22 protein-coding genes and 2 other annotated features are annotated in these 21,824 nt (G+C 36.1%); of the genes, 6 read left to right on the forward strand and 16 right to left on the reverse strand.

Translation table 11 applies throughout. The annotated features are described in order from the left end of the window. Positions 1–65: 65 nt before the first annotated feature. Positions 66–989 (reverse strand): alpha/beta hydrolase, encoded by a 924-nt coding sequence (locus DN410_RS12220; RefSeq protein ID WP_149176714.1) that lies wholly within the window; start codon positions 987–989, stop codon positions 66–68. A 203-nt stretch (positions 990–1,192) separates the two neighbouring features. Between DN410_RS12220 and DN410_RS12225 the strand changes: the two genes are divergently transcribed. After that, entirely contained in the window at positions 1,193–1,954 is a 762-nt protein-coding gene (locus DN410_RS12225) for a DODA-type extradiol aromatic ring-opening family dioxygenase (RefSeq protein WP_149176715.1), read from the forward strand. A gap of 48 nt (positions 1,955–2,002) precedes the next feature. On the opposite strand, the gene DN410_RS12230 is transcribed toward DN410_RS12225, so the two are convergent. The 3 genes from DN410_RS12230 to DN410_RS12240 all read right to left on the reverse strand — a co-directional run bounded on the left by DN410_RS12230 (position 2,003) and on the right by DN410_RS12240 (position 4,971). Next, positions 2,003–3,217, reverse strand: coding sequence for a multidrug efflux MFS transporter (locus DN410_RS12230; protein ID WP_097951487.1), 1,215 nt, complete (start codon positions 3,215–3,217; stop codon positions 2,003–2,005). A gap of 167 nt (positions 3,218–3,384) precedes the next feature. After that, positions 3,385–4,236 carry a GNAT family N-acetyltransferase gene (locus DN410_RS12235; protein ID WP_149176716.1) on the reverse strand — a complete coding sequence of 284 codons (852 nt, stop codon included), beginning with the start codon at positions 4,234–4,236 and terminating at the stop codon, positions 3,385–3,387. Between the two features lie 18 nt (positions 4,237–4,254). After that, complete coding sequence (locus DN410_RS12240) at positions 4,255–4,971, reverse strand: DUF554 domain-containing protein (protein WP_149176717.1); 717 nt, start codon at positions 4,969–4,971, stop codon at positions 4,255–4,257. Positions 4,972–5,188: 217 nt separating this feature from the next. Here DN410_RS12240 and DN410_RS12245 point away from each other — a divergent pair, with 217 nt between their 5' ends. Both DN410_RS12245 and DN410_RS12250 read left to right on the forward strand, forming a co-directional pair. Then, positions 5,189–6,292 carry a CapA family protein gene (locus tag DN410_RS12245; protein ID WP_149176718.1) on the forward strand — a complete coding sequence of 368 codons (1,104 nt, stop codon included), beginning with the start codon at positions 5,189–5,191 and terminating at the stop codon, positions 6,290–6,292. A 52-nt stretch (positions 6,293–6,344) separates the two neighbouring features. Continuing rightward, positions 6,345–6,572, forward strand: a complete 228-nt coding sequence (locus DN410_RS12250; protein WP_149176719.1) for a hypothetical protein — start codon at positions 6,345–6,347, stop codon at positions 6,570–6,572. Between the two features lie 80 nt (positions 6,573–6,652). Here DN410_RS12250 and ilvA read toward each other — a convergent pair whose 3' ends face one another. The 6 genes from ilvA to ilvE are packed head-to-tail and all read right to left on the reverse strand — an operon-like array spanning position 6,653 to position 13,557. Then, positions 6,653–7,915, reverse strand: coding sequence for a threonine ammonia-lyase IlvA (gene ilvA / locus DN410_RS12255; protein ID WP_149176720.1), 1,263 nt, complete (start codon positions 7,913–7,915; stop codon positions 6,653–6,655). Positions 7,916–7,946: 31 nt separating this feature from the next. Further along, positions 7,947–9,620: a dihydroxy-acid dehydratase gene (gene ilvD / locus DN410_RS12260; RefSeq protein WP_149176721.1), complete on the reverse strand. Its 1,674-nt coding sequence runs from the start codon at positions 9,618–9,620 to the stop codon at positions 7,947–7,949. A 50-nt stretch (positions 9,621–9,670) separates the two neighbouring features. After that, positions 9,671–10,678 carry a ketol-acid reductoisomerase gene (ilvC, locus tag DN410_RS12265; protein ID WP_149176722.1) on the reverse strand — a complete coding sequence of 336 codons (1,008 nt, stop codon included), beginning with the start codon at positions 10,676–10,678 and terminating at the stop codon, positions 9,671–9,673. Between the two features lie 14 nt (positions 10,679–10,692). After that, the gene (locus DN410_RS12270; protein WP_071730313.1) at positions 10,693–10,923 is read right to left on the reverse strand and encodes an ACT domain-containing protein; all 231 of its coding nucleotides are present in this window, start codon (positions 10,921–10,923) and stop codon (positions 10,693–10,695) included. Further along, positions 10,920–12,635, reverse strand: a complete 1,716-nt coding sequence (ilvB, locus tag DN410_RS12275) for an acetolactate synthase large subunit (protein ID WP_097951479.1) — start codon at positions 12,633–12,635, stop codon at positions 10,920–10,922. Before ilvB ends, DN410_RS12270 begins: the two co-directional genes overlap by 4 nt. 22 nt (positions 12,636–12,657) lie before the next feature. After that, complete coding sequence (gene ilvE / locus DN410_RS12280) at positions 12,658–13,557, reverse strand: branched-chain-amino-acid transaminase (RefSeq protein ID WP_149176723.1); 900 nt, start codon at positions 13,555–13,557, stop codon at positions 12,658–12,660. Between the two features lie 151 nt (positions 13,558–13,708). Then, positions 13,709–13,948: a binding site (T-box leader), on the reverse strand. A gap of 38 nt (positions 13,949–13,986) precedes the next feature. Next, positions 13,987–14,232: a binding site (T-box leader), on the reverse strand. A 259-nt stretch (positions 14,233–14,491) separates the two neighbouring features. Here ilvE and DN410_RS12285 point away from each other — a divergent pair. Beyond that, positions 14,492–15,250: an SDR family oxidoreductase gene (locus tag DN410_RS12285; RefSeq protein ID WP_149176724.1), complete on the forward strand. Its 759-nt coding sequence runs from the start codon at positions 14,492–14,494 to the stop codon at positions 15,248–15,250. Positions 15,251–15,340: 90 nt separating this feature from the next. Next, entirely contained in the window at positions 15,341–15,877 is a 537-nt protein-coding gene (msrA, locus tag DN410_RS12290) for a peptide-methionine (S)-S-oxide reductase MsrA (RefSeq protein WP_149176725.1), read from the forward strand. Between the two features lie 162 nt (positions 15,878–16,039). Here msrA and DN410_RS12295 read toward each other — a convergent pair whose 3' ends face one another. The 5 genes from DN410_RS12295 to DN410_RS12315 form a co-directional block, all read right to left on the reverse strand. Next, on the reverse strand, positions 16,040–16,240 hold the full coding sequence (locus DN410_RS12295) for a hypothetical protein (protein WP_149176726.1): 201 nt from the start codon (positions 16,238–16,240) through the stop codon (positions 16,040–16,042). Between the two features lie 222 nt (positions 16,241–16,462). Next, on the reverse strand, positions 16,463–17,359 hold the full coding sequence (locus DN410_RS12300) for an RCC1 domain-containing protein (RefSeq protein WP_149176727.1): 897 nt from the start codon (positions 17,357–17,359) through the stop codon (positions 16,463–16,465). A gap of 163 nt (positions 17,360–17,522) precedes the next feature. After that, positions 17,523–18,164: a FusB/FusC family EF-G-binding protein gene (locus DN410_RS12305; RefSeq protein ID WP_149176728.1), complete on the reverse strand. Its 642-nt coding sequence runs from the start codon at positions 18,162–18,164 to the stop codon at positions 17,523–17,525. A gap of 110 nt (positions 18,165–18,274) precedes the next feature. Beyond that, positions 18,275–18,961 carry a DUF421 domain-containing protein gene (locus DN410_RS12310; protein WP_002193997.1) on the reverse strand — a complete coding sequence of 229 codons (687 nt, stop codon included), beginning with the start codon at positions 18,959–18,961 and terminating at the stop codon, positions 18,275–18,277. 160 nt (positions 18,962–19,121) lie between these two features. Beyond that, positions 19,122–19,385 (reverse strand): CD3324 family protein, encoded by a 264-nt coding sequence (locus DN410_RS12315; protein ID WP_149176729.1) that lies wholly within the window; start codon positions 19,383–19,385, stop codon positions 19,122–19,124. A 326-nt stretch (positions 19,386–19,711) separates the two neighbouring features. On the opposite strand from DN410_RS12315, the gene DN410_RS12320 reads away from it, so the two are divergent. Next, a complete protein-coding gene (locus DN410_RS12320) occupies positions 19,712–20,425 on the forward strand; it encodes a polysaccharide deacetylase family protein (RefSeq protein WP_149176730.1) in 714 nt (237 codons plus the stop codon). Positions 20,426–20,456: 31 nt separating this feature from the next. Here the strand turns inward: DN410_RS12320 and DN410_RS12325 are convergent, their stop codons facing one another. Further along, positions 20,457–21,794: a sodium-dependent transporter gene (locus DN410_RS12325; protein ID WP_149176731.1), complete on the reverse strand. Its 1,338-nt coding sequence runs from the start codon at positions 21,792–21,794 to the stop codon at positions 20,457–20,459. Positions 21,795–21,824 lie beyond the last annotated feature (30 nt).

Genomic DNA, 21,824 nt, shown 5'->3' on the forward strand with positions numbered 1-21,824 from the left:
TTCACTCATAACCATTCCTCCAGTTTTTCAAAAAACCTCACTTCATGCTGAAGTGAGGTTTTTTCTTATCCAATATGCGCATCTAACCACGAAATCAAATCATTAAATACTTCTTCTCTATTCACTTCATGGAACATTTCATGTCTTCCATTTTCATATAGACGCAGCGTTACATCTTTCACACCACATTTTTTATAATTTTCATATACTTCTTTTACACCTTTCCCCATATCTCCAACAGGATCACGGTCTCCAGAGAATATATGTATCGGAAGATTGCTTGGCGTCTTCTTGTATTCTTCTAATTTATTCACTTCTAATACACCAAAAAATAATTCTCGATAAAAACTCGTCGTACAAATGAATCCACATAACGGATCCGCAATATATTTATCAACTTGATCATTATCTGAAGATAGCCAATCAAAATTTGTACGATTAGGCTTAAAGTTCGAATTAAAGTTTCCAAAAGATAAAAAGTTTAGCATCGGACTTTTCGTTTTTGCCCCGCGCAATTTCATCTCAACTGTCGCTACTTTATGACCAATGACTCCTAAAAACCCTGGATTCCCACCAGTTCCTGAAATAAGAAATCCATCATATAGTTCACCTCTAAGTTGCACAGCTCGTCTTGATAGGAAAGATCCCATACTATGACCAAGTAAGAATAATGGACATGACTGCTCTTCTTTTATCATTTCCGAAACTAAGATCACATCAGACACAACCTGATTCCACCCTATATCTGGTTCAAAATGACCATAGTCTTCTTCTCTTTTTACTGTTTTCCCATGGCCTTTATGATCATGCGCATAAACACCATACCCTGCTTCTAATAACGCATCAATAAAGTCTGTATAAACACCTGCATGTTCTGTCATACCATGCGCAATTTGAATAACCCCTCGTGGATTTTCTTCCGGTAACCACTTGCGTAAATAAATTTCCGATCCATCCATTGCCGTAACGAAACTTTCCTGTACGTTCATTTCGTCAGCCCCCAAATCTGTTATGTATCTCCAAAAATGAATAGCTATTCATTTTTCTTACTATATATTATATGCAATTGCTTTCATTATGACAAATGCCTTCCTTTTCCGATTAGCTGTCAAACTATTTTGTTGACGAATATAAAATAAAATTATATAGTTACTTACATAAAGTAATCATATAATTTTAGGAGGTTTCTACTATGATGCCATCATTATTTTTAGCACACGGATCACCGATGCTCGCTATTCAAGATACAGATTATACAAGTTTTTTAAAAACACTTGGTGAAACATACAAACCGAAAGCAATTGTTATTTTCACTGCTCATTGGGAAAGTGAAGTATTAACAATTTCCTCATCAGATAACGAATATGAAACAATTTATGATTTTGGGGGCTTCCCTCCTGAGTTATACGAAATCAAGTATCGTGCGAAAGGCTCTTCTAGCATTGCTGCTATGTTAGAAACAAAATTAAAAAATAAAGGCATTGCAGTCCATCATAATATGACGAGAGGTTTAGATCATGGCTCATGGACACTCTTGCATCGCATGTATCCAGAAGCAAACATTCCTGTCGTACAAATATCAGTAAATCCATTCCTTTCTGCAAAAGAACAATTTAAGATTGGAGAAGCATTAAAAGGACTTGGACAAGAAGATATTTTAGTAATCGGTAGCGGTGTTACCGTTCATAACTTACGAGCACTGAAATGGAATCAAACTACACCTGAAAAATGGGCAATTGAATTTGATGATTGGATTATAAAACATATGCAGACTAACGATAAAGATGCATTGTTTAATTGGGAAAACTATGCGCCTCATGCACAATTAGCAGTACCAAGAGCAGAGCATTTTGTTCCTTTATTTATTGCTATGGGCAGTGGTGAAAATAACGGTGAAGTCATTCATCGTAGTTATGAGCTTGGTACATTAAGTTATCTTTGTCTCCAGTTTTAAAGAAAAGGATGAAGCAATCGTTGCTTCATCCTTTTTTCATTCACTTAGTTAACTAACTTCCAAATGTCGTTTCTCGGATACCTCTTCGTTCTTATTATGAAAATAAACCCAAATGCACGCAATAAATAATAGTGATGATGTAGAGAAGAAAACGTATTGGAAGCCTGCATGCGCTGCAATTTGTCCACCAAGTAATGGTCCAATCATATTTCCTAAAAACTGAAACGATTGATTATACCCAAATATTCGTCCCGTTACATGGGTTGGCGTATGCTGTTTTAGTAGAGTTTGTACGGAAGGTAATAATCCTGCTTGTGCGATACCTAATAAAAATCGAAGAATTAATAGTTGCCAAGCTGAGGTTACAAATGCTTGCGGAATAAAAATAATTCCTGCAGCAAACAATGCTACTACTAACGTTTTTTGAGGACCGATATGATCTGATAATCGTCCTAGTCTTGGTGCTGCTAAAATAACTGCTAAGCCCGTCGCTGACATAACTGCACCCGCAATCGTTTCAATATGCGCAGTTTGAGGACCAACTAAATTTTTCACGTACAATGTAACAATTGGCTGAACAGACATATTAGCAAGTTGAATAATAAATGTTGTTACAAATAAACTAATAATTAAATGCTTTGCTGGAACCATCGTCCAAACTTTTTTCGGCTGTGCTTTTTTTGCCTTGGCAGAGTGATTTTCTTCATGTAAGAAGAAAAAGACGATTAGAAAAGAAAGGAATAAAAAAGCTCCTGTAACAAGAAAGACATGGCGCATTCCAATCAATTCAGATAAATAGCCTCCAAGTAATGGTCCAAGTAATGAACCGCTCACGCCACCAGTTGAAATTGTGGAAATCGCCCAACCTGAATGCTCTGTCGGAGTTTCTGCTGCAATAAATGTCATCGCCGTTGAAAGGAAACCAGATACTGCTCCCATTAAAAATCTTAGTGCGACTAATTGATACACATCCGTTACAAATCCCATAAGCGTCATAATAATCGCCATACCAAGGCTCGCACGAATAAGCATCAATTTCCGTCCATGTATATCACCAAGCTTTCCCCATATTGGTGATACGATCGCACCCATTAAAAACGTTACACCAAATGCAAGTCCCGACCACTGTGCAATACTAGAAGTGCCAGTCACCCCTAATTCCTCAATATAAAAAGATAAAAAAGGAATTACTAAGCTCATACCGGCCGCAGTGGTAAAACAACCTAGCCAACAAATCATTAAATTTCGTTTCCAGCTGGCCATTTTCACACCTTCTTTCATTCGATACCCATTCTACACCCTTTCTTGTAAAAAGTTTAGTAATTTGCTTTATTTGTAAGATTTACTACAAAACCCGCTATTTTCCAATAAGAATCACTATATCTCTACATCTTTTTCATAATAAAACCAACTCCCATATATGGAGTTGGTTACTTATTCTCTATCTGTATTAAACGAGCGTCACAATTTCTCTCATAAAACTCAATTGGACCTGCTTGTCCAATAATTGCGTATTCATATCCTTCTTGCTTCATACTATGTAAACAACGATGTAACAATTGCTTCCCTACACCTTTCACACGATTTTGTTTCGCTGTGCCCATTGGACCAAACAATCCTTTCTTTCCTCTCACTACGTCATAACAAGCAAAACCTACTATCACTTCTTCTTGTGTAGCTATATAAATAGGTAAATTTTCTTTATATGTACGAAATCCATACTCTATTGAATGTAACCAACGTTCACCAAATTCCTCATTCACAAAACTTACTAATTTTTCAAAATCAGAAGGGTTAGCTCTTCTAACATTACAAGTTAAATGATTATAATTAGGAACAAAACTTTTTAAATCGACCGCTAAATCTCTTGGCTCAGATATAATGCGTACTATATCTTTTTGTATTTGTTGATTTTCAATAAACGTATCCGCGCGAAATAGTGCATACATAACATGACCTTCGTTCATTAATACTTGCTGAAAGCGTTCCATACGTTTCTTCGCTATTTGTAAAATTTCTATCGCCTTATAAGATAATTTATATTGCCCTATTTTTTTATACTCTTGATTCGTTAAATCAGTTTGTTTTTGTATTGAAAGTTTTTCTAAAAAATCCGTACCCGATTTATGAAACAAATACATATATAACTCCCCGCAAACTCCTGTACCTTCTTTACACATACCTATAAATAGATGGACCGGGTGAATGATGTTACACGCACTCTCTTCTGCTGCAATCTGAAATATTTTATGAACACGTTTTGTAAATTGAAATTCCTCCATATGTATCTCCACCCCCTACTACTTAACTATTAAACCGTAACCATAAATAAGTGACACAATTATTCCAACTACCAATATACCTGGCAGTAAATTTGCAACCTTAATTTTAATAACACCAAGTAAGTTCAATCCAATAGCAGCGATCATAATACCGCCCGTAGCTGTCATTTCCACTATAAATTGATTCATTAATTCTTTCGGGACCAAACTATTAATTTGTGTTGCAAAAATCGCAATACCACCCTCATATAAAATCACCGGAATTGCTGAAAACACTACGCCAATCCCTAGAGTTGTCGTTAATATAATAGAAATAAATCCATCAATAATCGCCTTTGTAAATAAAATATCATGATTTCCGCGAATCCCGCTGTCGAGTGCACCAAGTATCCCCATCGCACCAATTGCAAAAATTAAAGTAGCTGTTACAAAACCTTCTGATATGCTCCCTTTCCCTTTCGATCCAACCTTATTTTCTAACCAATCCCCTAACAGTTTTAACTTTCCCTCTAGTTGTAGCCATTCCCCGATTACCGTACCAATGACTAAACTTAGTATGACAACAAGAAAATTTTCACTTTTCAATGCCATTTGAAGTCCAAGCACAGTAACCGCTAAACCGATTGCGTGCATTATGGTTCCCTTCATACTTTCTGGAATTCTACTAAATAATTTACCAAGTAAAGTACCAAATATAATACAAATCCCATTTACAACTGCTCCTAATATAACCATTTCTTATTCTTCACCCTTCGAATTCTTTATTTCTATATTTTGGTTTATTCATTGATTTACAGGTTATCTATATGTTAACTTAATATTGAGAATATTAACAAATGTTTTTTCGCTACATAAACCGCAATTTTTTGTAGCAATACATAAAGCGAAACTTTAATCAGCGGAAATTTTGCTGCCCACAAATAGCGGGATAAACTCAAAAGGGAAGGTATTTATGAAAACTTTACTAAAACGATTTTTGTTAATAGCCTTTTGCATTACACCAATTGTTGTATTAATTAACTACTCTTTTACTTCAAAAGCGAAAGACAAACCCGATTTCCAAAACAAATCTAGCAAAACTGCTTCAACAAACGACAAGAAAATAGAAGACCCGGAAATTACACTCACCTTTTCTGGTGATACAATGTTTGATTGGCAATTACGTCCGGTAATCGAAAAAAACGGGGCTGACTATCCATTCCAACATGTAAAAGAAGAAATAAAAAAAGCTGATATTTCTTTCGTGAATTTAGAATCAGCATTTACAACGAAAGAAAAGAAAGCACCTGGACAGCTGTTTTGGATTAAAAGTGATCCATCCACACTACAAGCTATTAAAAATACTGGATATGACATCGTAAATATCGGGAATAATCATACACTTGATTATGGTCAAGAGGGATTATTAGATACAATCTCTCACGTAGAAAAATTAAAGTTCCCTTACATTGGCGCCGGAAAAAATGCAAAAGATGCATATACCGCACGAGAAATGACTGTAAAAGGGAAAAAATTCAAATTCCTTTCCTTCGTCCGATTTATGCCTGATTTTACTTGGGTAGCTGATGACAATAAACCTGGCGTTGCGAATGGATATGATTTAAATCTTGTAACAAAAACAATTAAAGAGCAAAAGAAAGATGCAGACTATTTAATTGTCTATATGCATTGGGGTGTCGAAAAATCCAATCGTCCAGTAGATTATCAAAAACAATATGTAAATAAAATGGTTACAGCAGGTGCCGACGCGATTGTTGGAAGTCATCCGCATTGGTTACAAGGGTTTGAATATTATAATAACGTTCCTGTCGCTTACTCATTAGGAAACTTTTTATTCCCAAGTTATGTGAACGGAAAAAGTGCCGAAACCGGCGTATTAACTTTAACTTTTAAAGGAAAGGATGTCCAAATGTCATTCAATCCTTACATCATCCGTAACAACCAAGTTTCCCCTGTAAATGAGGAAGAAAAGAGAAAAGCTCTACAATATTTACAAACGATTTCAACTGATGTAGAAATTGATAGTACGGGGAAAATAATAAACAAACGCAACTAATCAATGCAAGATCCATTTCTCTGTAACATACATTAGAGAATAGGTGATGAATATGCTGAAAAATTTATTAGAAAATATAAGTCTTATAGAAAACGTATATAAAATATCTATAGCAGTTCTGCTTTTATGTTCCTTTTTTTCTGTTAGACTTCTAAAAAACATAAAACGTGAGAGAAAACTCTCTTCCTTTGAATTTACAATGTACGTAATCATTCGGATCGCAATATTTTTTTGGCTAGCTAGCTTTATCCTTCTTGAATATGGTGAGTATTTCGTTTAAATATAAAAAAGATAGAACAAGCAGTATATTTCTCCGTTTGTATCTATCTTTTTTATTTGGATGTTAACCCTTTCCTTCTATTAAATAAGTAAATCAAACAAAACAGGGTTTTTATTAAGCTCCATAAATTGAATATTATTTTCTTTAAAACGAGTAATTAATTGCTCATAGTCCTCTTTATGTTTCAACTCTACTCCGACTAGTGCTGGGCCATTTTCTTTATTATGTTTCTTAATGTACTCAAAGCGAGTAATGTCATCTTCTGGCCCTAATCCTTTATCAAGAAACTCTCTTAACGCTCCCGACCTCTGCGGGAATTCAATAATGAAGTAATGTTTTAGTCCTTCATAAATGAGCGAACGTTCTTTCATTTCTTGCATTCTATCAATATCATTATTTCCACCACTTAATGTGCATACAACTGTTTTACCTTTAATTTCATCTCTGTATAAATCAAGCGCTGCAATAGAGAGTGCACCAGCTGGTTCAGCTACAATCGCATTTTTCTTATACAGTTCTAAAATCGTCGTACAAACCTTTCCTTCTGGTACTAAAACGATGTCATCAATTACATCTTTACATGTTTCAAATGTTAACTTTCCTACCTTTTTAACTGCTGCTCCATCAACAAAACTATCTATTTTCTCCAATGCCACATTATCATTTTGAAGAAAAGCCTCTTTCATAGATGCAGCTCCCATTGGCTCTACCCCAATGACCTTTGTAGCAGGACTAACACCTTTTACATATGTACCAACACCTGATGCTAATCCACCACCGCCAATTGCTGTAAAGATATAATCAACCGATTTCTCCATATCATGCATAATTTCAACTGCCACTGTCCCTTGACCAGCAACGACATACGGATCATCAAACGGATGAACAAACGTCATCCTATTTTCTTCACAATAACGCTGTGCTTCTTGAAAAGAGCTATCAAAAGTATCACCAACTAATACAATCTCTGCAAAATCACCACCGAAAAATTGTACTTGTGATACTTTTTGTTTAGGTGTCGTCGTCGGCATGAAAATCTTTGACGGAATCTTCAATAAATTACATGTGTAAGCAACTCCTTGCGCATGATTACCAGCACTTGCACAAACAACACCATTTTGTAATTGCTCTTTCGGTAAACTTTGGATTAAATTGTAAGCACCACGAATTTTGAAAGAGCGAATCAATTGTAAGTCTTCTCGTTTTACATAAACGTCACAATCATATTTCTCAGATAAAACTGTATCACGTTGTAACGGTGTTTTAATAACGATATCTTTCATGCAATTATGAGCCATTAAGATATCTTCAATTTTCACTCTCTCCTTTACCTTTTGCACCATTTCATATCATCCTTATCTCTTTTAAATTGGCTCAATCAAAATTCGGGATTTTTAGGACTGCCCCTGTATTCGCCGATGTTACCATTTGCGCATAACGTCCAAGCCAGCCAGTTTTCACTTTCGGTTCTGGTCGTTTCCATTCTTTTTTACGCTTTTCTAATTCCTCATCACTCACTCTTACTTCTAGCAAGCGTTCCTCAACATCAATACATACAATATCCCCTTGTTCAAGAAGTGCAATCGTTCCACCAGCTGCTGCTTCTGGTGAAATATGCCCTACTGAAATACCACGTGAAGCTCCAGAGAAACGTCCATCCGTTAATAATGCAACATCAGCACCTAATCCCATTCCAGCAATTGCTGATGTTGGTGCTAACATTTCTGGCATACCAGGTCCACCCCTTGGTCCTTCATAACGAATAACAACTACATCCCCTTTCTTAACCTTCCCAAGCATAATGCCCGCAAGCGCCTCATCTTGCGAATTAAAAATAACGCAAGGTCCCTCAAATCGTTTTACTTCGGTTGCTCCGCTTTTAATAACTGCCCCATCTTTCGCAAGGTTTCCTTTTAATATACGTAGCCCACCTTCTTCACTATGAGGATTTTCGAGAGAATGAATAACTTCCTTATCTTTAATCTCCGCCTCAGCAATATTTTCTCTTAACGTTTGCCCAGTAGCAGTAATACGATCTAAATGAAGTACCCCTTCTTTTCGACTCATCTCTTTCAAAATTGCACTAATTCCGCCCGCTCGATCAATATCTTCCATATGCCAATTAGAAGCTGGACTTACTTTACATAAATGCGGTACACGTCTTGAAACAGCATCAATACGGCTCATATCATAATCTAGCCCTGCCTCTTGTGCGAGTGCTAGCGTGTGTAATACTGTATTCGTTGAGCCACCCATCGCCATATCAAGTGCAAAAGCATCATCAATTGCTTCTTCTGTTACAATATCGCGCGGCTTAATCTCTCTCTCAATTAAAATTTTCAATTTCTCTGCTGCTTGTTTAATTAATCCTTCACGTCTTGGATCAATTGCTAAAATACTCCCGTTACCTGGAAGTGCTAAACCTAACACTTCACATAAACAATTCATAGAGTTCGCGGTAAACATACCAGAACAAGAACCGCAAGATGGACAGCCATGATCTTCAATATCCTTTAATTCTTCTTCTGAAATTTTACCAGATTGATAAGCTCCTACTCCTTCGAAAACAGAACTTAAATCAACAACTTCTCCTTTAGATGTTTTTCCAGCCGCCATCGGTCCACCCGAAACAAACACAGTTGGAATGTTAATACGAAGTGCAGCCATCATCATACCTGGTGTAATTTTGTCACAGTTTGGGATACAAATCATACCGTCAAACCAATGGGCATTTACAACTGTTTCTACTGAATCAGCAATAATTTCACGACTTGGAAGGGAATAACGCATACCGATATGCCCCATCGCAATACCATCATCTACTCCAATTGTATTGAATTCGAATGGTACCATACCTGCCGCACGAACTGCTTCTTTTACAAGTTTCCCAAACTCATTCAAATGCTTATGCCCTGGAATAATTTCAATAAAAGAATTACAAATCGCTATGAACGGTTTATCAAAATCTTCATCTTTCAAACCAGTTGCTTTTAATAAACTACGGTGCGGAGCTTTATCAAAACCTTTTTTAATCATGTCACTTCTCATCTTGTCAAATCCCTTCTTACGTATTTGTCATTTATATATACTCTCATACTCTATTTCTTTACTAATTCTTTCGGCTCATGAATCCAGCTCATCATTTCACGAAGCTCTGCTCCTACTTTTTCTAACTGATGATTTTGCTCTGCTTTTTTCATCGCATTATACGTTGGACGACCTGCTTGATTTTCTAAAATCCATTTCTTCGCGAATTCACCTTGCTGAATTTCTGTAAGTACTCGTTTCATCTCTTTCTTCGTTTCATCTGTAACAATTCTCGATCCTGTTACATAATCCCCGAACTCTGCCGTATCTGATATAGAATGGCGCATGTTCGTTAAACCGCCTTCGTACATTAAATCAACAATTAACTTCAGTTCATGCAAACATTCAAAGTATGCAATTTCAGGACGATATCCGCCTTCTGTTAATGTTTCAAAACCAGCTTTCACAAGTGCAGTTACCCCGCCGCAAAGTACAGCTTGCTCTCCGAATAAATCCGTCTCCGTTTCTTCTTGGAATGTCGTTTCAATTACACCTGCACGTGTACACCCTACACCTTTTGCGTACGCGAGTGCTACATGTAATGCTGTGCCTGTTGCATCTTGATGTACTGCGACTAATGCCGGAACACCATTTCCTTCTTGAAATACACGGCGAACGAGATGACCTGGACTTTTTGGCGCGACCATTGCTACATCTACGTAACTTGGCGGGTTAATTTGTCCGAAGTGAATATTAAATCCATGTGAGAACAGTAACATTTGTCCTTCACGGAGATTCTCTTCTACTTCTGCTTTATACACATGTGCTTGCTGTTCATCTGGCAATAACATTTGTACAACTTGCGCGGTTCGAACTGCTTCTGAAACAGACATTACTTCAAACCCATCTGCTTTTGCTACTTCAAAAGACTTACCTGGTCGAACACCAACTACAACTTCCACACCAGAATCACGTAAATTTTGTGCCTGTGCATGACCTTGAGATCCATAACCAATTACCGCAACTGTTTTCCCTTGTAATAACTCTACATTTGCATCTTGCTCATAATACGTTTTCATATTCCATACACTCCTTATAATGTATTTACTTGCAGTACATCAATTAATTTTTTCAACTGACTAACGAGTAATGTCGCTTCATTTTCAGTACAAACTGCTGTGAGTTTCATTTCAGAAACACCACTAGTATCTCTTTCGTTTAAATGTAAAGAAGAAATATAATAACCACGCCGAGCAAAAATTCCACTTATACGTAATAAGACGCTTGGCTCGTTATGAATAACGAGTGAAAAAGTATGACTCATTCTTCCCACCTCTTCATAATCATTTCGTTATTCCCTTTGTTTGGTGGAACCATCGGAAATACGTTTTCACCTTCTTCTACACAAAAATCAACTACGACAGGACCTTCATGAGCAAATGCTTCTAACATTACCTGTTTCGCCTCGGTTGAATTTGTCGCTCTTAATCCCTTCACTCCATAAGCTTCTGCTACTTTCACAAAATCTGGTGATCCAATTTTCGATTCCGATAAACGATTTTCATAAAACATTTCTTGCCATTGCCTTACCATTCCTAAAAATTTGTTATTTATAATAAATACTTTTACAGGGATGTTATTTTCAGCAATTGTTTGTAGTTCTTGAATGTTCATTTGAAAAGAAGCATCACCTGCTATACAAATGACGAGTTCTTCTTCTTTCGCAAGCTGAGCACCAACTGCTGCCGGGAAACCAAATCCCATCGTTCCTAGTCCACCAGATGTAAGGAACGTCCGAGGTTTTCTCGCCTTATAGAAATGAGCAGCCCACATTTGATGCTGACCTACTTCTGTCGTAACAATCGCTTCACCATTCGTTAATTCACTTACTAGACTAATAACATGCTGTGGTTTTAACTCACATTCTTTTTGATTGTAGGAAAGAGGGTATTCCTCTTTCCATTCCTCGATTTTCGTAAGCCATTCATCCGTTTGTGTATAAATCGGCATATGTAACAGCATGTGTAACGCTTTTTTCACATCTCCAACAACTGGATGCTCTACCGTTACATTTTTATGAAACTCCGAAGGATCTATATCAATATGTACCTTTTTCGAATGAGGGGAAAAGAGCTCTAATTTTCCTGTTACACGATCATCGAAGCGAACACCTAAAGCAAGCAGTAAATCGCATTCCGTTACTGCCATGTTTGCAGCATACGTTCCATGCATACCGAGCATTCCTAAAAATAATGAATCTCCCGGCGGATATGCACCAAGTCCCATTAAAGTGGAAACGACTGGAATACGATTCTCACTCGCAAACTTGAGGAGCTCATCAGATGCACCTGAATGAATGGCACCTCCTCCAATATAAAGAAGTGGACGTTTCGCTTTTGAAATTGCTTTAGCTACCTCTCTAAGCTTCATACTGTCTGGCATAGGCTCTAGTTTGTACCCTGGAATCTCAATTACTTCATTATAAAAACTTGTTACCTTTTCATTTTGAACATCTTTTGGAATATCAATTAATACAGGTCCCGGTCGCCCACTTTCAGCGATGTAAAAAGCTTCTTGTACAATACGTGATAAATGATTCACATCACGAACTTGGTAATTATGCTTCGTAACAGGTACTGTAATTCCGACAACATCAGCTTCTTGAAACCCGTCTTTTCCGATGAGAGGTTTTGCAACTTGCCCTGTAATAACAACTAAAGGAATCGAATCCATATAAGCATCTGCTAAGCCTGTAACTAAATTCGTCGCCCCTGGGCCAGAGGTAGCAAATACTACCCCGACCTTTCCAGAAGCTCTTGCATATCCTTCAGCCGCATGAATGGCAGCTTGTTCATGACGAGTTAAAACGTGCTTCAAACCACTTCCATATAACGCATCGTATACTGGCAAAATCGCCCCGCCCGGATAACCGAAAACAGTCGTTACTCCTAACTTTTTCAAACATTGAATAACGTGTCCGGCACCTGTCACTTCTTCACACTGTAATTTCTCACATGCTGTATACTGCTGCTCCATTTCAATTAACTCCTCTCCCTTTCTATGCTAAGCTCTCTGCAAGACCTGGAACACGTACGCCTCTTTCTCTCGTTAACTTTTTAAATTCCTCTGTCAATTGTTTCGTTACACTTCCTGGTTTCCCATCCCCAATTTCTCTTGAATCAACTTTTACAACTGGAATTAATTCTGCTGCCGTTCCTGTTAAAAACACTTCATCCGCTACATATACGTCATGGCGAGTGAATGGTCTTTCCTCACATGAGATACTCAGTCGCTCACATAACTCGATAACACTATTTCTCGTAATGCCTTCTAACGCCCCTAAATATGAAGGTGGTGTTAACACTTTTCCATCTTTCACAACGAAAACATTATCTCCAGACCCTTCACAAACATATCCTTGCTGATTTAACATAAGAGCCTCTAGCACTCCTGCTTGTGCCGCTTCAATTTTTACAAGTACATTATTTAAGTAGTTCATTGACTTAATACGTGGATCTAATGCATCTGGCGTATTACGTCTTGATGCAACAGATACAACGCTTAGTCCATTATCATAAAATTCCTGTGGGAATAATTTTAATTGTTCTGCAATGATAATAACGCTCGGTTTCACGCAACTTCTCGGATCAAGTCCTAAGTCCCCTTTTCCTCTTGAGACAATTAAGCGAATGTAAGCATCTGCATACTCATTTTTTTGAAGCGTCTGTAAAATTGCTTCTTCCATTTCATCTACCGTCATTGGAATTGTAAGTAAAATAGATTTTGCAGATTCATATAATCGTTTTACATGTTCTTTTAAACAAAACACATTTCCACCGTAACTACGAATCCCTTCAAACACACCGTCCCCGTATAAAAAACCGTGATCATATACCGAAACTACTGCCTTTTCTTTTTCTACAAATTCCCCATTCATATAAATGTACTGGTTTCCCATCTCACATCGCTCCTCTTTTTTTTCTCTATTTTTGCAATCAATTTCTATATCGATTGCTGAGATGAGTAATTTTAACAGAATATTCAGTATACAAATCTTAAAAATATACTCGTCTCAACAATCGATTACTTACATACTTGTAGCAATCCATTGCTGAGACGAGGGAATCGTGGTACCACTCAGCTTCCTTACACTTCTCACGAAATATAAGCTCTGCAAGTCCAATTAGACTTTTGTTTTTTTATCGGAAACAACTCCGCTACTTTTTACTAACTTTCAAAAGTAGTACTCCGAGGTGATTTTCAAAGACTCGATTGTTACCACCCTCACAGCCTAGGGGCAGCTCTCTGAAACAATGCCTATCATTTACTCTCCTCTTCTACGCATTCTCTTATTCTATTTTTAAAATAAAAATTTAGTAGCTTTGATTGCTGAGGCGAGAGTTTCGCGTTACCACTCAGCTTCCTTATATTTCTCACGAAATATAAGCTCTGTAGGTCCAATTAGACCCCCGTCCTTTTACCGGAGACGATACCGCCGCCCTCTACTCAGTTTCCCTTTCGCAAGCGATGCTCCGAGGTGATCTTCAATGATCCGATTGTTACTACTCTCACAGCCTAGGAGTAGCTCTCTGAAACGATCATAATCATCTACTTTCCTCTTCTTTGCATATACAACATTTAAAATTAGAAAATTCTTAATTAACTTTTATTTGTTAAACGTATTATAGGACGTTGTTCTTTTTATTGTCAACATGTTTTTCTAAAAAAAATAAAATTCAATCAATTTAAGAGAAGTCTATTTATTTTTTCTCAAAACAAAATCGGAATGAACTTCTTACACATACTCATATATTACTTAAGTATGCTCGCATTACTACATAAAGAAAAATAACTTAATAACAGATAAAATTTTATGAGGAGATGAGAAAACTATGTTAAAAGGAAAAGTGGCATTAGTTACAGGAGCAAGCCGAGGAATTGGACGTGCTATTGCAAAACGTTTAGCAAACGACGGTGCATTAGTTGCTGTTCATTATGGTAATCGAAAAGAAGATGCTGAAGAAACTGTTTATGAAATTCAATCAAATGGTGGATCAGCTTTTTCTATCTGTGCAAATCTTGAATCTTTACATGGAGTAGAGACCCTTTATAGTTCTTTAGATAACGAATTACAAAAAAGAACTGGTGGTACTAAACTTGATATTTTAATAAACAACGCTGGAATTGGTCCTGGTGCTTTTATTGAAGAAACGACTGAAGAATTTTTTGATAGAATGGTTTCAGTAAATGCAAAAGCACCATTCTTTATCATTCAACAAGCTCTATCTCGTTTACGTGACAATAGCCGAATTATTAATATTTCATCCGCTGCTACTCGTATTTCTTTACCTGATTTCATTGCATATAGTATGACGAAAGGCGCTATTAATACAATGACTTTCACACTGGCAAAACAGCTCGGAGCAAGAGGAATAACAGTGAATTCAATACTTCCTGGATTTATTAAAACAGATATGAATGCAGAACTCTTAAGCGATCCAATGATGAAACAATACGCCACTACTATTTCTGCCTTCAATCGCTTAGGTGAAGTAGAAGACATTGCCGATACTGCTGCATTTCTTGCTTCTCCAGACAGCCGCTGGGTTACTGGACAATTAATTGATGTGAGCGGTGGATCTTGTTTATAAAAAACATATATTTTCGAATCTTTTTTATTGCGTAACAAAACTTTTTGTATAATACTATATAAAATATATATATTTAGGAGGATTACAGTAATGTCCGAAAAAACATACGAACTCGCAACCTTTGCAGGCGGTTGCTTTTGGTGCATGGTAAAGCCATTTGATGAACTTCCCGGCATTCATAAAGTGCTTTCTGGCTATGCAGGTGGTCATGTAGAAAACCCAACATATGAACAAGTAAAAGCTGGAACATCTGGGCACTTAGAAGTAGTACAAATTACATTCGATCCTTCTATTTTTCCATATGAAAAATTACTAGATTTATATTGGCCACAAATCGATCCAACTGATGATGGCGGACAATTCTTTGACCGTGGTCCATCTTATCGCACTGCTATTTTTTATCATAGTGAAACGCAAAAAGAACTTGCTGAAAAATCAAAACAAACTCTAGCAGAAAGCGGTGTGTTTAAAGATCCAATCGTAACTGAAATTCGCCCGGCTGCACCTTTTTATGAAGCAGAGGAATACCACCAGCATTTCTATAAAAAGAACCCAGAGAAATATGCTACTGAGCAAAAAGAATCTGGTCGTGCAGACTTTATAAAAGAAAATTGGCAAAAAAAATAATAAAAACGCATCGTGCTTTTTTAGTACGATGCGTTTTTATTTTTGATAAAAGTACCATACAATGGCAAAAACAACAGCTGTTAATGTCCAAAGTATTATCTCATTTTTAGCTTTATTCTTTTTATTAGTCATTTTATCTCTCCTTATAATAATTAAACATGTTCAAGATTTCTTTTGTTTAATTGTCCACCAGATGAAAGTAAATAAATCCTTACATATTCTTGTAATAAGAGCACCTATTATTCCGATTGCAATTGAAATTACTAACATTTGGCCAAAACTAAAAGAATTTGTGTACGTTATGTAGAGAACGATACATATAAGTAAAACATCCGGTAAAGAAAGTGAAAACCTTTTAAACATTCCTTTATCTCCCCTATACTTTATTTATCTCTTCTACTGTAACTTTGCAATAAAGTTTGTTTAAAAATTCCATTTAGACCCTCATTTTACGAAAAATAATAAGAATCCCTTTTCAAAAGGGATTCTTATTCAGCAGATTTAAGTTTAATTATTTTCTACATATCCTATTCCATAATTACTCCTAAAATAGAATAATATTACTAATGATTTATTGTAAATTGACTATTTTCCAGGCAATCGAATGTTGCACCAGCTACCTACATCACATTGACCAAATTCATTATTACCTACCGCAACCACCGTACCGTCTGATTTCAGTCCGACCGTATGCGCACAACCAGCCGCTATCGCTACAATGTCGTGCCAATCACTTACATTACATTGGCCATACTCATTCCAACCTACTGCCACCACTGTACCGTCTAATTTAAGACCGATTGTATGATTCGTACCAGCTGCTATTGCTACAATACCTCTCCAGCCACTTACGTCGCATTGGTTATGCTTATTATTACCCACTGCCATCACCGTACCATCTCGTTTCAAACCAGCAGTATGAAGATAACCTGCCGCGACCGCCACAATGCCAAGCCAGCTACTTACACTGCATTGGCCATATCGATTATTACCCACTGCTGTCACCGTACCGTCCAATTGAAGACCGACTGTATGCCAGTCACCCGCCGTGACCGCCACAATATCTCGCCAGCTGCTTACATTGCATTCTCCTTCTTTATTTCGCCCTACTGCCATTACCGTGCCATCCGGTTTAAGGCCAATGGTACGACGCCACCCTGCTGCAACCGCTACAATATTATGCCAGTCGTTCACATCGCATTGATCATGCTTATTCCATCCCACCGCTTCCACAGTATTATCACTTTTAAGAGCGATTGTATGAGCATTACCTGTGTTCGTCGCCATATGAACATTGCCCGCTGCGACGGCTTCAATATCACACCAACTGCTTACATTGCATTCTCCTTCTTTATTTCGTCCCACTGCCACAACCGTACCATCCGATTTAAGAGCAACGGTATGACCACGACCTGCTGCTATCGTATCTCTAGACCACCGTTTCACTTTTAATACCTCTTCTTTCGGTGAAATATAATTCATGTTTACCTCCTTGCATATAAACAACCGTGTCCAATTAGATATTTTTATCAAATTTCATTATAAATGACCTGACTTTTTTTATAAATCTACAGCTACAAAAGAAGCCTGTTATTACTTCTTCCCAAATAAAGACCTCCAGTTTAAGCACTAGAGGTCTTCCATTTTATTTCTTTAATCTCTCAATAAAATCGTTTAATTTATCAAGCGATTTCATATTATGATTACAAGCTACACCATCTTTACAAATATAGTTTCCCTTTTTAACGAAAGTTCCTGGTACATCACCTTTAATTTCAACTAAAAACATACCAACTTCTTCATGTCCATGACATAATGAACAAATGCTCTTTTTATTTAAACTTTGGAACGTTCCTTGCAGACCAACAAACTTATTTTTATCATTTTTCGCTATAATAAATTTCCTGCTTGATCCTTTATCAATCCAGCTTAAATAAGATATTTCTTTCATATCTATTTCTTCCATATCAGGCAGTTTTAACTTTTTCGCTTTAGGAAATAATTTTTTTAATGTTTGTGCTGTAACTTCCTGAAACGGAATGACATACGGATTTATTTTCATTAAAAACGATTCTGCATCTTCTCTATTTTGAACTGTTAATACCGTGTCGATTAACTCTTTCTGCTCATCCGTTAAATTCTCAAATACATGTATTATCTTTTCAATCGCAAGTGATTTTAACGCTTGAATTACTCCTCTATCATTTGCCGTTGCATGCCCATTCGCTAAAATATAAGCTTGTGATTTTATAAAATTATATTGATCACTTCTAATAAAAGCTTCCATCTTTATCACTCCATACAAATTGTTGATCTAGTTTTATTGTATACAATGATTACGTTTTTTGATATGTAAAAGATAACTTAGAAACAAACATTACATACATCGCTTATTCTCTACCGCTGCATTTCCTGACAAAAGAAGCCATCATCTGTTTTCCATTCTGCGTATAATACGTCTTCAAATTTAGTAATCCCCTTTTGCTTTATTTGTTTATATAGCCATCCTTCATCAAAACCTGCTTCCCTCAAATTATCTTTCACTACTTTTCCATCACTAATTAATGAAATTGGTAAGTATACAGGCTTATGTTTTAAACTTAAGTCATTTATAGTGGGAGATTCATATTTACTTTTTTTCAATACACTTATATTTCCGTTCGGTTCCAATATCATATACTCAACTTCTCGGATTGAGAATATGTCTTTTTGTTGCCTAAGCATTTGTTGTAATTGGTTAATGTCCAAATGATTTACACTTAATTGTTCACGGTCAATCTTTCCATTACGAATAATAATTGAAGGATATCCTTCAAAAAACCTTCTTGTTCCTCTTATTTTTTGTGTTATCACTTCTATTGTATAAATTAAAATTACCCATACAAATACTGAATATAAAATAGACCACACTTTAATTTTAGGGTCATATATTGAATTTCCAACAAGCTCACCAAGAACAATAGCAGAAATAAAATCAAAGGGTGTTAGCTGAGATATTTGTGTTTTCCCTAATATTTTCGTAGCAATTAACAGAACAAAAAAACCAATTAAAAGCTCTATCGTTATTTGTCCAATATGATTCATAGATGCTCACCTTTCTACTTTTCAAGTGCTCTGTATACCTTTTAATAAAAAAACGGCACATTTTTTCTATTAGTATGCCCAGTCACAGTCCATATATCCAATACATATAAAACAAAAAGAGTCTGATGCAAAATAACATTTGAATCAGACTCTTTTTCTCTTATTTAGAATACACAATCTTTTTAATCGTTTCTCCGGAAAGAAAATACTCTTCTGCAAGTTGATGAATAGCAATTCCGCTTTTAAACGCTTCTTTAATGGCTTTGTTTCTTTCATCTAATTGTTTTCTTCCTCCAGATCGTGTACCCCATTTATAATGTTTTGTTTCTTGTTTTGGAATGTAAATTGTTTCACCTTGTATATACTTTTGAATTTCAATAATTAAACTTTCTGGTAAAACCGTCGCAGCTTTAACGTATTTCATTTCTGCTCGCCCCTTATTTTTTATGGTTCATTTCAATAAGGTGCAAAGCCAAATATAAAAAATGATACGAGCTCATTTAGGCGATTGTATATTACTTGTCTACCTCACGCAAAGTATCGCCATTTCCATACTTGGCTTTGCATGAGACGCTGCAGTGTCTGGCAATTGAATTATAATCGCCATGTAAACACCTCCTAATATACCTTTTGCATTTTATTATATGATAAATCCCTTCTCCTTGCATCCACATCCTTTTTAACGCACGAAATTACTTAGTTTGATATAATACTTTTTAGTCCAATACAAAAATATAGTGAGGTTACGTTATGAAGAAGAAAATAATCATTACAGTCGTTACATTATTCATTATTACTATAGCGTTATTCGGAACATACAAATTGATGAACGCAAGAAGCTTTCAATTGTTTGGAGATTTAACAAACCACGTAAAAACAAATGAAAAAGTGATTGCTTTAACTTTTGATGATGGTCCTACTAACAATGTAAAACAAATATTACCGCTACTAGATAAATACAATGCGAAAGCTACTTTCTTTTTAATTGGAAATGAATTAGAAAAAAAGCTATCGTTAGGAGAAGCTATCGTACAATCAGGACACCAAATTGGAAACCATACATATTCTCATAACAGAATGGTTTTTAAAACACCATCTTTTATTAAAGAAGAAATAGAAAAAACAAATTCATTAATCCGTCAAACAGGATTTACAGACGAAATTGATTTTAGACCCCCTAACGGAAAAAAATTAATTGGACTACCATATTATTTAAATAAAAATAATATCGAAACGATTACATGGGATCTTGAACCTGATACTTTTTATAAATCTGCGGCTGATAAAATTGACTACGTTAATAAAAATGTAAAACCAGGTTCTATCATTTTATTACACTCTATGTATGATGAGTCTAATGAAAATTTACAGACCATTGAAGGTATTTTAGACTCTTTATCTAAGAAGGGATATCAGTTCGTAACAGTAAATGAATTGCAAAAAAAGAGCAAAATAAAAAGGTAGCGTATCCTAGAGCGATACGCTACCTTTCTTTTTATATAATGCCAAGTACATTTAAGAATACGATAATAATCGCAATTGGTGCGATAAAACGAAGTAAGAATAACCATAATACGAACAGTTTATAGCCTTTATTTTTACTTACACCAAGCTCTTTCATTAATACATCTTTCTTCATTTTTAAAGGAACAAAGATGGAAACTAATAAAACACCAAGTGGCATTAATACGTTACTAACTGCATAATCTGCTAAATCAAAGACTGTCTTTCCAAAAATCTTCAGATCACTTAATATACCAAATGATAATGCTGATGGTACTCCAACAACGAAGATTAATAACCCTACGATTAAAGCCATTTTTTCGCGTTTCCCTTTACCTTTCGCAGTTAAAGACGCAACGCTAATTTCTAACATCGAAATTGCTGATGTAATAGTAGCAAAGAAGAATAGTAATAAGAAAACGATGAAGAATAATTTTCCGAATGCCATTTTACTGAAAATAGCTGGCAGTACGATAAATAATAGCCCCGGTCCTTGAGATGGTTCCATCCCAAATGCGAACACTACTGGGAAAATTGCAAGTCCTGCAAGTAATGTAATCACAAGCGTTAAAGCTACGATAGAAAATGCTGAACGCGGTAAACTTTCTTCTTTCGGTAAGTAAGAGCTATACGTTACCATAACGGCTACACCGACAGATAACGAGAAGAACGATTGTCCCATTGCGTATAAAACGATTTCTGATGTTACATGTGAGAAATCAGGTTGTAAGAAGAAACGAACTCCTTCTCCAGCACCGTCTAATGTAAGTGCACGAACGATTAATACAAAGAATAAAACGAATAGTGCTGGCATGAAATATTTATTTACTTTTTCAACACCATTTTGTACACCTTTACTTACGATAAAAATAGTAATAAGGATGAATAATAGCTGTGATCCAACTGCTAAATACGGATTGGAAATGATTTCACCAAACGTAGCTTCGTATGCTCCATTTCCTTCCCATAGTCTACCTGTAATTGCATTCCATAAATATAATAAAATCCATCCTCCTACAACACTGTAGAAAGAAAGTAATATGAAACATGTTACAATTCCTAATTTCCCTAACCATGGCCATAATGTTTTTGGTGCAATTTCTCTATACGCATCAACGGCCTCTTTTTGTGTGCTTCTTCCGATAACGAATTCAGCTAATAATAGCGGTAAACCAATTAATAATGTGAAACCGATGAAAATAAGGAAGAACGCGCCGCCTCCTCCAATTCCGGCCATATACGGGAACTTCCAAATCGCCCCTAGACCAATTGCTGAACCTGCTGCAGCTAATACGAAACCTAATTTCGATGTCCATTGCTGTGAATTCATCTTTTAATCTCCTCTCTTTATCTTTTTCTT

It is taken from the genome of Bacillus sp. SH5-2, from assembly GCF_008368905.1.
Taxonomy (GTDB): Bacteria; Bacillota; Bacilli; order Bacillales; family Bacillaceae_G; genus Bacillus_A; species Bacillus_A luti.

What these genes read in the sequence shown, in the direction of transcription:
- DN410_RS12220 (WP_149176714.1), bottom strand. Translation starts at nt 989, where the DNA reads ATGAACGTACAGGAAAGTTTCGTTACGGCAATGGATGGATCGGAAATT.
- DN410_RS12225 (WP_149176715.1), top strand. Translation starts at nt 1,193, where the DNA reads ATGATGCCATCATTATTTTTAGCACACGGATCACCGATGCTCGCTATT.
- DN410_RS12230 (WP_097951487.1), bottom strand. Translation starts at nt 3,217, where the DNA reads ATGGCCAGCTGGAAACGAAATTTAATGATTTGTTGGCTAGGTTGTTTT.
- DN410_RS12235 (WP_149176716.1), bottom strand. Translation starts at nt 4,236, where the DNA reads ATGGAGGAATTTCAATTTACAAAACGTGTTCATAAAATATTTCAGATT.
- DN410_RS12240 (WP_149176717.1), bottom strand. Translation starts at nt 4,971, where the DNA reads ATGGTTATATTAGGAGCAGTTGTAAATGGGATTTGTATTATATTTGGT.
- DN410_RS12245 (WP_149176718.1), top strand. Translation starts at nt 5,189, where the DNA reads ATGAAAACTTTACTAAAACGATTTTTGTTAATAGCCTTTTGCATTACA.
- DN410_RS12250 (WP_149176719.1), top strand. Translation starts at nt 6,345, where the DNA reads ATGCTGAAAAATTTATTAGAAAATATAAGTCTTATAGAAAACGTATAT.
- ilvA (WP_149176720.1), bottom strand. Translation starts at nt 7,915, where the DNA reads ATGGTGCAAAAGGTAAAGGAGAGAGTGAAAATTGAAGATATCTTAATG.
- ilvD (WP_149176721.1), bottom strand. Translation starts at nt 9,620, where the DNA reads ATGAGAAGTGACATGATTAAAAAAGGTTTTGATAAAGCTCCGCACCGT.
- ilvC (WP_149176722.1), bottom strand. Translation starts at nt 10,678, where the DNA reads ATGAAAACGTATTATGAGCAAGATGCAAATGTAGAGTTATTACAAGGG.
- DN410_RS12270 (WP_071730313.1), bottom strand. Translation starts at nt 10,923, where the DNA reads ATGAGTCATACTTTTTCACTCGTTATTCATAACGAGCCAAGCGTCTTA.
- ilvB (WP_097951479.1), bottom strand. Translation starts at nt 12,635, where the DNA reads ATGGAGCAGCAGTATACAGCATGTGAGAAATTACAGTGTGAAGAAGTG.
- ilvE (WP_149176723.1), bottom strand. Translation starts at nt 13,557, where the DNA reads ATGGGAAACCAGTACATTTATATGAATGGGGAATTTGTAGAAAAAGAA.
- DN410_RS12285 (WP_149176724.1), top strand. Translation starts at nt 14,492, where the DNA reads ATGTTAAAAGGAAAAGTGGCATTAGTTACAGGAGCAAGCCGAGGAATT.
- msrA (WP_149176725.1), top strand. Translation starts at nt 15,341, where the DNA reads ATGTCCGAAAAAACATACGAACTCGCAACCTTTGCAGGCGGTTGCTTT.
- DN410_RS12295 (WP_149176726.1), bottom strand. Translation starts at nt 16,240, where the DNA reads ATGTTTAAAAGGTTTTCACTTTCTTTACCGGATGTTTTACTTATATGT.
- DN410_RS12300 (WP_149176727.1), bottom strand. Translation starts at nt 17,359, where the DNA reads ATGAATTATATTTCACCGAAAGAAGAGGTATTAAAAGTGAAACGGTGG.
- DN410_RS12305 (WP_149176728.1), bottom strand. Translation starts at nt 18,164, where the DNA reads ATGGAAGCTTTTATTAGAAGTGATCAATATAATTTTATAAAATCACAA.
- DN410_RS12310 (WP_002193997.1), bottom strand. Translation starts at nt 18,961, where the DNA reads ATGAATCATATTGGACAAATAACGATAGAGCTTTTAATTGGTTTTTTT.
- DN410_RS12315 (WP_149176729.1), bottom strand. Translation starts at nt 19,385, where the DNA reads ATGAAATACGTTAAAGCTGCGACGGTTTTACCAGAAAGTTTAATTATT.
- DN410_RS12320 (WP_149176730.1), top strand. Translation starts at nt 19,712, where the DNA reads ATGAAGAAGAAAATAATCATTACAGTCGTTACATTATTCATTATTACT.
- DN410_RS12325 (WP_149176731.1), bottom strand. Translation starts at nt 21,794, where the DNA reads ATGAATTCACAGCAATGGACATCGAAATTAGGTTTCGTATTAGCTGCA.